At 35.5% G+C, this 11640-nt stretch carries 9 protein-coding genes; 6 read left to right on the top strand and 3 right to left on the bottom strand.

Features of this window, described 5'->3' with window-relative positions; all coding sequences use genetic code 11:
- Positions 1–188 precede the first annotated feature (188 nt).
- From POF52_RS06635 to POF52_RS06615, 5 genes are all read left to right on the top strand, one after another.
- Positions 189–1196: a LacI family DNA-binding transcriptional regulator gene (locus POF52_RS06635; protein WP_016763679.1), complete on the top strand. Its 1008-nt coding sequence runs from the start codon at positions 189–191 to the stop codon at positions 1194–1196.
- Between the two features lie 282 nt (positions 1197–1478).
- Positions 1479–2765 carry a histidinol dehydrogenase gene (gene hisD / locus POF52_RS06630; protein ID WP_176583700.1) on the top strand — a complete coding sequence of 429 codons (1287 nt, stop codon included), beginning with the start codon at positions 1479–1481 and terminating at the stop codon, positions 2763–2765.
- A gap of 217 nt (positions 2766–2982) precedes the next feature.
- Entirely contained in the window at positions 2983–4419 is a 1437-nt protein-coding gene (locus tag POF52_RS06625; RefSeq protein WP_176583699.1) for a GntP family permease, read from the top strand.
- Between the two features lie 37 nt (positions 4420–4456).
- Positions 4457–5218, top strand: coding sequence for an SDR family NAD(P)-dependent oxidoreductase (locus POF52_RS06620; RefSeq protein WP_176583698.1), 762 nt, complete (start codon positions 4457–4459; stop codon positions 5216–5218).
- Positions 5215–6174, top strand: coding sequence for a 3-hydroxyacyl-CoA dehydrogenase family protein (locus POF52_RS06615; RefSeq protein ID WP_016763683.1), 960 nt, complete (start codon positions 5215–5217; stop codon positions 6172–6174). The genes POF52_RS06620 and POF52_RS06615 overlap by 4 nt, the downstream gene beginning before the upstream one ends.
- Positions 6175–6260: 86 nt before the next feature.
- Here the strand turns inward: POF52_RS06615 and POF52_RS06610 are convergent, their stop codons facing one another.
- On the bottom strand, positions 6261–7160 hold the full coding sequence (locus POF52_RS06610; protein WP_271991153.1) for a DMT family transporter: 900 nt from the start codon (positions 7158–7160) through the stop codon (positions 6261–6263).
- A 100-nt stretch (positions 7161–7260) separates the two neighbouring features.
- Here POF52_RS06610 and POF52_RS06605 point away from each other — a divergent pair, with 100 nt between their 5' ends.
- The gene (locus tag POF52_RS06605) at positions 7261–8136 is read left to right on the top strand and encodes a LysR family transcriptional regulator (protein ID WP_176519025.1); all 876 of its coding nucleotides are present in this window, start codon (positions 7261–7263) and stop codon (positions 8134–8136) included.
- A gap of 473 nt (positions 8137–8609) precedes the next feature.
- On the opposite strand, the gene POF52_RS06600 is transcribed toward POF52_RS06605, so the two are convergent.
- Positions 8610–8831 (bottom strand): hypothetical protein, encoded by a 222-nt coding sequence (locus POF52_RS06600; RefSeq protein WP_176583696.1) that lies wholly within the window; start codon positions 8829–8831, stop codon positions 8610–8612.
- Positions 8832–9376: 545 nt separating this feature from the next.
- Positions 9377–11599 (bottom strand): MMPL family transporter, encoded by a 2223-nt coding sequence (locus tag POF52_RS06595; protein ID WP_271991150.1) that lies wholly within the window; start codon positions 11597–11599, stop codon positions 9377–9379.
- Between the last annotated feature and the right edge of the window lie 41 nt (positions 11600–11640).

The following is an 11640-nucleotide window of genomic DNA, read 5'->3' as shown; positions in this document are numbered from 1 at the left end:
TTATTTTAATTCCTCTTAGTATTTATTAAACCACTTTTTTATTACCTTTTCTCAAAAAATGATAATAATAATATAATAGTCAATTGTTAAAATAGAGAAATATCTATAATATAAATATATCTAGTCTAGCTATTAACGAGTTTTTATATTAAGAAAACGTACTATAGAGGGAACAGGGAGAGGTAAATGTGAAAAAAAAACAAATTAATGCAATAGAAGTGGCTAAGTTAGCTAATGTATCACAATCGACGGTTTCTAGGGTATTTACTCCAGGTGCCAAGGTGTCTCCTAGGACACAAAAACGCGTGTTAGAAGCTGCTCAAAAAATAGGATATCGCCCAAATGCTTTAGCAAGAGGATTAATAACTAATAAGACTAATATAATTGGACTTGTAATGGGTAATATTCAAAACCCTTTTTATCCAGAAATCCTTGATGAATTCACAAAAAGTTTGTACGAAAAAGGGTATCATGTACTTTTTTTTCATACAAAGAATGATGCAATTACCCAAGATGAAGTATCTCAATTTCTTGAATACAATGTAGAGGGTGTGATAGTGACAGACGTTTTGCTATCTTCAAATGTTGTCTCCAAACTTTCTACACATGATATACCTATTATCCTTTTCAATCGATATAACCAAGATTCTACCTGTCATTCTGTATGTTGTGATAATTATTCAGCGGGCATGAAAATCGGGGAGTATTTATTTAAACAAGGTCATCAAAAGTTCACTTATATTACCGGTCGTACCAATACATCAACGAGTCGTGATCGTGAGAGGGGATTTGCTGAGTTTCTTTTACAAAAAGGAATAAAACCGGTAATTGAAGAAGGTGATTACACTTATGAAGCTGGTTACACTGTAGCAATGCGTGTACTAAAAAATAGAAATCGTCCGGATGCTATTTTCTGTGCAAATGATATTGTAGCTTTAGGAGTAATAGATGCTGCTAAAATATTAGGAATATCTATTCCAAATGAATTGTCAATTGTAGGATTTGATGATATTTCAATGGCCTCCTGGCCTCCTTATTCTTTAACAACTTGGCAGCAACCAGTAAAAGAAATGATTGAAGCAACTATTAATATGTTATTAAATACAGTGGATGGAGAAGCGACCAAGCCTCAATCTCTACTTTTTTCAGGCAAGCTTCTTGAGAGAAAGTCCGTAAAACTTCTCAAAAATAGTTGACAATGAAAGGGCTATCATTTATGATCTAGTAGACACAATAGTGTGAATTGTGTAAATAATAGGTTTTTTCTAAAAGGGATACATAATATCTCTTTTGTAACTAAAAATGCATACGTATGCAAATAGCTTTTTATTAAAGTTAGGAAGCTTACTATTAATTGAATTAATACTACTATGATTTTAAAATTCTGTTTCAAAATGCATACGTATGCATTTTGGGGATGTTGTTAAATGAAGCATGAATTTAATGCATACGTATGCAAAAAAAAGGAGAGATTTTTCATGGCGAAAGTTTTTAAACAGGGGAAAAGTCAGGAAGAAATTAATCAAAATGATATGCAAGTATCAGCAACAGTAAGTCAAACCATTAAAAAAATTGAGGGCGAAGGAGATAGTGCAGTTAGAGAACTATCAAGAAAATTTGATAATTGGTCTCCGGAAAATTTCAGATTGAGCAATCAACAAATCATTGAGATCGTGAATAGTGTACCAGAGCAAACAATTGAAGATATTAAATTTGCTCAAAATAATGTAAAAAGATTTGCTGAAGAACAGAGAAAATCTATGCTAGACATTGAAGTAGAAACATTACCTGGTGTTATTTTAGGCCATAAAAATATTCCAGTTGGAAGTGTTGGATGTTATATTCCAGGTGGACGTTATCCTATGGTTGCTTCTGCACATATGAGTGTACTGACAGCAAAGGTAGCTGGAGTAAATCGAGTGATTGCTTGTACTCCGCCTATTGGAGGAGAAATTCCATCAGCTACAGTAGCAGCCATGCATTTAGCAGGAGCCGATGAAATCTACATTCTTGGGGGAATTCAAGCAATGGCTGCCATGGCTGTTGGTACGGAAACAATTGAACCTGTAGATATGCTGGTAGGGCCAGGTAATGCTTATGTGGCAGAAGCAAAACGTCAATTATACGGTCGTGTTGGAATTGATCTCTTTGCAGGCCCTACAGAAACATTAGTTGTAGCTGATGAAACAGCAGACGCAGAAATGATTGCCACTGACATTTTAGGACAGGGAGAACATGGACCAACTTCACCGGGAGCATTAATTACAACATCTGAAAAGTTAGCTCAAGAAACTGTAGAAGAAATTGAACGTCAGCTCGAAAAGCTTCCAACAGCTGATGTAGCACGTGTTTCATGGGAGGATTACGGAAAAATCATAATTGTAGAAAATGAACAGGAAGCTTTAATAGAAGCAGACAAATTAGCTTTTGAACACGTTGAAATCTTAACTGAAAATCCAGATTATTTTTTAGAAAACATGAATAATTACGGATGTTTGTTTTTAGGTCCTGAGACAAATGTAGCTTACGGTGATAAAGTCATTGGTACAAACCATACGCTTCCAACAAAAGGAGCTGCACGCTATACTGGTGGACTGTGGGTAGGTAAATTTTTAAAAACATGTACTTATCAAAAGGTTACAGAAGAAGCTAGCGCGCATATTGGGGAATATGCAGCACGCCTTTGTCAACTAGAGAACTTCTCTGGGCATGCTGAACAAGCTTTACTTCGCGTACGTCGTTATGGAAAAGTAACAGCAAAATAACCAATAAAAGGGATGCATAAACTTCTTATGTATCCTTTTTCAGTAAGTTTTTGTTCTTGAGATGAATTACTGATTATCCCTATTAAAATATTGAAAGCGTTTGCTTTTAGAGGGCTAGCGGTAGAATTACTAGAGCTTAATATGGTTTAAAGGCTAAAAATTTAAACTAAGAAAGAAAATATAATAAGTTGCGACGAGAAATATAGGGGGAGAAACAATGGATTTAGTCATCATTATACTTGCTTTAGGGCTCTTAATGCTTATTGCTTACCGAGGTTTTTCTGTCATTCTTTTTGCGCCTCTATGTGCATTACTTGCGGTTATATTAACGGAACCTAGCTATGCTTTACCTTTCTTTTCTAATATTTTTATGGAAAAGATGGTCGGCTTTATTAAGAACTATTTTCCAGTCTTTTTATTAGGAGCAGTTTTTGGAAAGTTAGTTGAAATGTCTGGAATTGCTGAATCTATAGCTAAAACAATCATAAATTTAGTTGGTCGAAAACGAGCTATTTTAGCTATCGTTCTCATGTGTGCAATATTAACTTACAGCGGAGTCAGTTTGTTTGTAGTAGCGTTTGCCGTTTATCCATTTGCAGCGAACCTTTTTCGAGAAGCTAACATTCCTAAGCGACTTATTCCTGGAACCATTGCTTTAGGAGCTTTATCTTTTACAATGGATGCTATGCCGGGAACACCTCAAATTCAAAATGTAATACCGACTTCTTTTTTTAAGACAGATATTTATGCAGCTCCTATATTAGGAATAACTGGATCGCTCTTTGTACTTTGCCTAGGACTTCTTTATTTGGAAAGACGCCGTAAAAAAGCTCAAAGTGCAGGTGAAGGTTATTTTGGTTTTAATGGTGCTGGGGAAGAGATAGCTGTTGCTGCTGAAACAGTTAATATTTCAGCTGCTCCTTCTACTAATTCTGCTAGTATTGGGCGTCAGGTATTAGCATTTGTTCCTCTGATTTTAGTTGGAGTGGCCAATAAATTTTTCACTATATCTATTCCAAAGTGGTACCCAGAAGGTTTTGATTTTTCTAAGTTAGGTTTAGAAGCCTTTGGAAAAGTAGACTTAGCAACAGTAACAGGAATTTGGTCGGTAGAGCTAGCTTTAGTGCTAGGTATTATTACAGCACTTGCCTATGACTGGAAGCGCGTGACTAGTGGATTTCAACAAGGTATTAATGCCAGTATTGGCGGAGCTCTGCTAGCAGCTATGAATACAGGTTCTGAATATGGTTTTGGTGGAGTTATTGCATCTCTTCCCGGATTTGCAACTGTACGGGATAGCATCTCACATACTTTTACAAATCCACTTATTAATGGAGCTGTTACAACAAACGTATTAGCTGGAATCACGGGTTCAGCATCTGGCGGAATGGGGATAGCACTGAGTGCTATGGGAGATAAGTATATACAAGCTATTACACAATATAATATTCCTCCTGAAGTTATGCACCGTGTCGTAGCGATGGCATCGGGTGGGATGGACTCCTTACCTCATAACGGAGCCGTAATTACCCTACTTGCTGTTACTGGATTAACCCATAAACAAGCTTATGGAGATATCTTTGCAGTGACTATTTTTAAAACACTCGCATGCTTCTTTGTAATCCTTGTTTATAGTTTAACTGGTTTAGTTTGATAATAGAATCTATGAATCTAATAAAAGGAGGATTATAGTGACTTATTTTTCTGAACTCAAAGAAAAAAAAGTGCTGGTTACTGGAGGTAGTAAAGGAATTGGTAAGGATATTGCTTTGGCGCTCGCTAAACAAGGGGCAGACGTAGTCATTACAGGGCGTAACGAAGCTGATTTAGTGTCGACTACAAATGAATTAAAGCGGATTCATCCCAATTCTTTCTATTTAAAAGCAGATATACAAGATATACAAAGTGTGCATGAAATGGTAGATAACGCAGTTTCTACATTAGGTAATATTGATATACTCATAAACAATGCAGGGATTAATATTGCAAAACCAGCACTGGAAGTAACCGAAAAAGATTGGAATCAAGTCATAGACACCAATCTTAAAGGAACCTTTTTCTGTGCACAAAGAGTAGGCAAACATATGATAGAACAAGGAGGAGGAAAGATTATTAATATGGCGTCCCAAATGGCTTTTGTAGGGTATATTAAGCGCTCTGTCTATTGTTCTAGTAAAGGCGGCGCAGTTCAGTTAACAAAAGCACTTGCAGTTGAGTGGGCACCCTATAACGTAAGAGTAAATGCTGTGGCTCCTACTTTTATCGAGACAGATTTTACGAAAGAAATGTTTGAAGATGAGGAATTTTATCAGGATGTTGTTTCCCGTATCCCTTTAGGAAAATTGGCTCAGCCCTCCGATGTTACAGGAGCAGTTCTTTTTTTAGCTTCCGATTTAGCTCAGTTTATAACAGGAGAAACAATTAAAGTAGATGGAGGGTGGACAGCAATATGAGTGTTTCTAAAGAAGAATTAGCAATTATAGGTTCTGGTACAATGGGGCATTCTATCGCTTTATCTGCATCTATAGCAGGCTTCAACGTGAAAATTTGGGGAATAGATGATAATGATATTCACCGTGGGAAGCAAGGTATTGATGAAAAATTGAATTTGTTGACAACGTATGAGGTAGTGGATTCTAATGAGATAAAAAATATAAAAGAACGTATCTACTTTACAAATTCATTAAGAGAGTGTGTAAATAATGCGAGTTTCGTGATTGAAGGAATTCCAGAAAACTTATACTTAAAACAAAAAATGTTTCAAGAGTTAGATGAATTATGTTCCCAAAATGTAATACTTGCGAGTAACACATCCGGTTTGAGTCCAACAGATATTGCTGCTCTTACATCATATCCGGAAAGAACAGTAGTTACACATTTTTGGAATCCAGGACATTTGATCCCTCTTGTAGAAGTAATACGTGGAGAGCAGACGTCAGAACAGACTGTTAATCGATCGCTTGAATTACTTAAAAACTTGAATAAAAAGCCTATTGTGGTTCAAAAAGATATCCTTGGTTCAATTGGAAATCGACTGCAGTATGCTTTATTCCGTGAGGCTCAATATATTCTTGAGCAAGGGGTGGCCTCAATCGAGGATATTGATAAAGCTGTTTGTTACAGTATAGGTAGACGTTTGTCGGTGACAGGCCCATTTATGACAGCTGATATGGGAGGACTAGATGTATTTGATTCTATATCAGCCTATCTATTCCCCGATTTAAGCAATCATAATAAATCGTTTAGCAAGATAAAAAAACTTGTAGATGAGGGAAATTACGGACAAAAAACGGGAAAAGGATTTTATGAATGGTCACAGCAGCAATCAAAAAAAATGAACAAAGAACGTGAACAACAACTTATTTATTGGCTGAAAAGAGATTTAGAAGAGGAAAAAGAACAAAAATAAGTTCCTTTAATGAATAAATGAGCAAGTAAACTTTGAGAGGAAGTTATGAAAAAGAAAAGGATGATCCAAAGGGCCATCCTTTTCTTTTATTTTGATACTAGAAGAGGCTTTGAGGTTTTCGGTTTTATACTGACAAGTATTATACTGAAAATGACTAATAAGAGACCTACTAGTAGATTCATTGTAATTGGTTCTTTTAAAAATAATGAACTTGCTGTAATAGAAATAATAGGGATTAAAAAAGTATAGGTGGAAACTTTGCTTGCTTCTCCTGAACTAACAAGTGTAAAGAAATCAAGCCAACCCAGAGCAATGACGAACACAGATATGAACAACAATACGGCGATAAAAGCCGGATTCCATGAAATAGATGACCAGCTTTCTGTAAGTGTTCCGGAAGCCATTAAAAATAATCCACCAATAATAATGTGCAGTGTAGTAAGCCAAATTCCATCAACTTTATTAGAGGTTTTTTTCATAAATACAGTACCAAAAGCCCAGCTTAAAGCAGAACCTAATGCAAGACAAATGCCTGTAATAGAAATATGGCCTTTTAAACCTCCAAGACAAATGACAAGAACACCCGCAAATCCTAAAATAAGACCTAATATTTTGAAGGTATACATTGATTCACCAAGCCAAATCCAAGAAAATAATCCAATTAAGATTGGTTGAAAGAAAACAATCGCGGTAAAAAGTCCGGCCGGTAAATAATTTAATCCAATCGTCTGGAGTCCATAGAATAAGATGATATTAAATAGTGCGGATATAAAATAAATAGGCCATGTCTCTTTAAAACGAAGCATTTTATATCTAGGAACGGCAATTATGAGTAATATGATTCCGCCGATAAACAATCGTATACCTGCAAATAAAAGTGGTGGAGAGTAGTGCAGCGCGAATTTGGTTAGAGGCCAGTTTATTCCCCACATAAAAACAAGAAATGCAAGAAAAAATCCAATTCGCGTTTTAGAATATTGCTTCATGATAAAACCTCCTTGTTATGATTACATTAAACATGATACGATAGGAAGATGAATAAAGAAAATGAATGTTTTTTATAAGGAGTATAAGTAATCACTTATGATAACAATTACACAACTTCAAGTATTAGTAAAAGCTATTGACACGGGAAGTTTTACAAAGGCTAGTCATGTTTTGAATATGACTCAGCCAGCTGTCAGCCATGCAATATCTAACTTAGAAGCTGATTTGGGCGTTAAATTGCTTTTAAGGGATCGTAAAAGAGGTCTACTTTTAACTGATATTGGGGAACGTATTTTAGTACATATTCGAGCAGTATTAAATCATATTGAAAAAGTGGAACAAGAAGTAGCAGCTGAAAAGGGGTTTGAAGTAGGAACAATAAGAATAGGAAGTTTTCCTAGTGCATCTACGAAATTTTTACCCGGAATCATTAAAGTTTTTAAACAAAAATATCCTTCTCTCCAGCTAATTGTTCATGAAGGAACATTAGATGAAATTAAAAGTTGGCTCAAATCTAAAGCTATCGATATAGGGTTTATCGTTCTTCCAAGCACAGGTATGGATATTGTGCCAATTGCTAAAGATGAAATGGTAGTTTTAGTACCAAAAACTCACGCTTTATCTGAAAAAAATTCTATTAGTATTAATGACTTAGATAATGAGCCATTAATTTTGTGCAGAGGAGGGTTTGAATCTCCCATTATAGATATGTTTAATAAAGCTAAAGTGAAATTAAGAGCTGAATTTACAGTTTCTCATATCAATACTCTATTAAAAATGATTCAAGAAGACTTAGGCTTGGCCATAGCTCCTAAATTTTCATTAACAAGTGTACCTGAAGGAATTGCTATAAAAAAATTAGAACCAAGGTTTTGTAGAGAAATCGCACTAGCAGTTCCAGCGTTAAAAGAAGCGTCCATTGCTGTAAAGTTATTTATTAAGGAAATGAGAAATCTAGATAGTGAAGCTGAATAAGAAAATGAAAAGCCTCTCCAATATTTTACCAAATTAAAGTCTTCTTCAACTAATAGAGAGAAAAAGAATAGCTAATAAAAAACATTTCTTAATTTTGAGGAATCACTTCATTTTTACTGGTAACACTTGTTATAGCATGGAATATAGATTTGTCTTGATTATTTCTCTATATGATATGTATGTTAACTTGAAAATCGTGTAATAAATTGAGTAAATAATGATAATGAAAGCGAGAGAGAATTAGAAGAGGCGAAAGCTCAATTGATTCATAACATACAAAGGAATCTTTTTTAATGCAGAGGATAGGGAATATAACGACTCGGCAATAAGAGGCTAGTTTGAACGAATCTAAGATGACTAAAAATGGTTAGTTTTCGTAGTCTCTAATAGAGTAGGCCTAGTTAAAAGCGTGGATTAAATCTAACCCACGCTTTTATAGCGGGAGCTCGCTATATCACCTTAAAATGAAAATGTTAAGTAGAGAGTTTCCTGATATCAGAGTAACAAATACAAAGTGTATTCTCATATTCAGATTCGTATCCTGTAAATACCAGATTTCTTTCTTTATTATCATAGTGAAATCCGATTTTCTTTAAATCATTTCTCAATATATCTTCAGTAATTCTGATGGAAGAAGCAATATCTTCATAAGAAGCACCATTATTTAACTTTTGAACAATCTCACCTATTAACAAGTTATGACCTCCAGTAGCATATGTTTCTTAAGTAATAATTTAACCTAAACAGTTGCTTTTATGAAAGTTGTGTTAAAGGCCCTTTTAGATTATTGGAACTTGCATTGATTATTTCGTTTGCTAACTACTAGATTAATTCTTTTTTTCTTTCACAATAATCAGTAAAATAGTAAATTAAAATTATTTGAATAAAAAATCAATGGAAAGACCGGTGAGACTTTTTATTTGCACACCTTTTTCTCCAATTAATTGGCGGTAAATGACTCTGAAGATCACACCAACAAAAGAGAGAATAACAGCCGCTGTGGTAATACGTAAAAAGTTAATAGAATCACACCCTTTTTTAATCTATTAAGAACGCTTGGACAAGAAACTTAAGGATGGTTATCACTTGTTTCCATTTACCGTAAAGCTAACAGATAAAAAAGAGAATAGATGGAAGTGAAGTAAAAAAGCAAAGAGAATATTCTCTTTGCTTTTTTCTTGTTTTCATATTCATAGAAGCTACATAGTAAATTATATATATAACATCTTTGTTCAAATATTTACTGCTCTTTTTCTGATACCATTTCAACTTTACCTGGCCAGAAAGCAAATCTTCCTAAAACCGTAGTAATCGCAGGTACAAGGAATGGTCGCACAATAAATGTATCTAACAGAACACCTAAAGCCGTGATAATTCCAAACTGAACCAGAACTTGAATAGGCAGTGTTGCTAGAACCGCGAAGGTAGCAGCTAAAATGATTCCAGCTGATGTAATAACACCGCTTGTTTCGCTTACGCCTTCTTTAATTGCTTGCTTTAATGGCATGTGCTTCTTTTTCTGCCAGATGCTTGAGATCATAAAGATATTATAATCCTCACCAAGCGCCACTAAAAATACAAATGCATATAAAGGAATCGCTCCTTGGATAGCATCTGCCCCCATGATGTTGTGAATAATGAGCCAGCCTAATCCTAAGGCTGCACTGTAGGATAAGATAACCGTTCCAACCAAGTAAATCATGGCTACAATGGAACGCAAGTAAGCCAATAGCAGGAGCGATATAAAAATAATAATTAATGGGACAATGATACTGTCGTCTTTATCACTAACTGTCATCGTATCATATTGCGTTGCTGTTTGACCGCCGATCCATACTTTGGATTTGACTGTGGAAACTCCGGACTGTGACAGTGCCTTTTCAGCTGCATCTCTCAAGTCTGGAATAGCTTTCATTGCTTCTATACTATATGGATTCACATTAAACGTAACGTCATATACTTTTAGATCCTCATTATTTGTACCACTTTGAGGTGCAGAAACAGTACTAATAAGGTCATCTTTCTTTAATGCTTTTTCAAGGTCAACCGATTTTCCTTCCGTATCAATGACTACTTGTGCTGGTGCTAGTTCACCAGGAGAGTAAGCATCAGAAATAATCGTAAATCCTTCACGAGAAGGCATATCTTCAGGGAAAGAAGACAATAAATCATATGTGTACTTGATTTGACTAGAGTAAATGGATAAAGCTCCAAAAAAGACTAGACAAGCTACAATGATTGTCCATGGTTTAGTCGTAACCACATTACCAATCCAATTCCCGAAACGGTTTTTCGCTTTTCGGTCACGCACCGGTTTTCCTTTCTTTTTCGCCAATTCCTCTTCCATTTCAGGAGTACGAGGGACGAAAGGATAAAAAGAACCTCTTCCCATAACCGAAAGCAGGGCGGGAATAAGTGTTAAACTTGCTAATCCCATAATCAGAATAGATAAGCTAAAAGGGATTGCAAAACGATGGTAAGCACCGTATTTTGCTACGATTAAAGCTAAAAGAGAGATGACAACCGTAAAGCCACTCATCGCTATAGCACCTGAAGCACCTTTAAAGGCGTTGATAAGTGCCTGTCTCTTGTCTTTTACTTTGCGAAGCTCATCGCGATAATGAGAAATTAAAAATAAACAATAGTCTGTTCCGGCTCCAAATAATAAAACAGTCATAATGGATATGGACTGCGAGTCAACTGTAATCCATCCTTTATCTGCTAAAATACCGAGAATCGGACTCAGCACCCCATAGGCAAAACCCACACCGATTAAAGGAATAATCGCTAAAATTGGGGAACGATAAATGACAAGAAGTAAAATTAAGACTAATAAAACTGTCGCAATTAGTAACGAAACGTCTGCTCCTTCAAATAAGCTCGTTGCATCTACTTGAATTCCTACAGGACCCGTAACGCGCGTGCTTAATTTATCTTTTTCATCGATATCTGTCGCAAAAGAATCGTATGAAACGTTTTCTTTTACTTGTTGTTTAATCGTATCTAGATTTTTTTCTAGTACATCCGTCTCAACGTTTTCTTTAAAGAAAATAGGCTGTACAAGCGTGGTACCATCTTTTGATATCATTTTTTGTAGAGCTGCTAACGGTAATTTGTGCAAAGGCGGAGTAGACGTTTGTTCTTCTAATGGTTTCTTTTCTAAATCTGCCGCCACTTGCTGAATAGATTTTAAGTCATCGGTATTCAAACCTGAATCTTTATGCCATGTAAGCAGGGCAGGAACCCCTGAAGAGTTAGGGAATTCTTTCTTTATAAGATTTTCAGCCTCTACGGAAGGTGAATTCTTACTTAAGTTTGGTGCATTGTTCACTTCCGTTTTATTAACGGCAGGCCAAGCAATTGTTAGAAATGCAGTTGCCAGAATCCATACGGCAATAACAACCCAACGACTCACTTTTCCAGTCATCAATCGACTGAATGTTGCTAAAGGTGATTCTTTCATTAATTCTCCCTCATTTCCAAATCTGTTTGTTTCTATTACAA

The organism is Priestia sp. AB, assembly GCF_028369225.1.
Taxonomy (GTDB): Bacteria; Bacillota; Bacilli; order Bacillales; family Bacillaceae_H; genus Priestia; species Priestia megaterium.
The sequence above is the reverse complement of the archived record's forward strand: the minus strand, read 5'-3'. Positions and strand labels throughout refer to the sequence as shown.

Bases quoted from the DNA above. Each gene is read 5' to 3' on its own strand.
- POF52_RS06625 (WP_176583699.1), top strand. From the start codon at position 2,983: ATGGATTTAGTCATCATTATACTTGCTTTAGGGCTCTTAATGCTTATT.
- POF52_RS06610 (WP_271991153.1), bottom strand. From the start codon at position 7,160: ATGAAGCAATATTCTAAAACGCGAATTGGATTTTTTCTTGCATTTCTT.
- POF52_RS06615 (WP_016763683.1), top strand. From the start codon at position 5,215: ATGAGTGTTTCTAAAGAAGAATTAGCAATTATAGGTTCTGGTACAATG.
- hisD (WP_176583700.1), top strand. From the start codon at position 1,479: ATGGCGAAAGTTTTTAAACAGGGGAAAAGTCAGGAAGAAATTAATCAA.
- POF52_RS06595 (WP_271991150.1), bottom strand. From the start codon at position 11,599: ATGAAAGAATCACCTTTAGCAACATTCAGTCGATTGATGACTGGAAAA.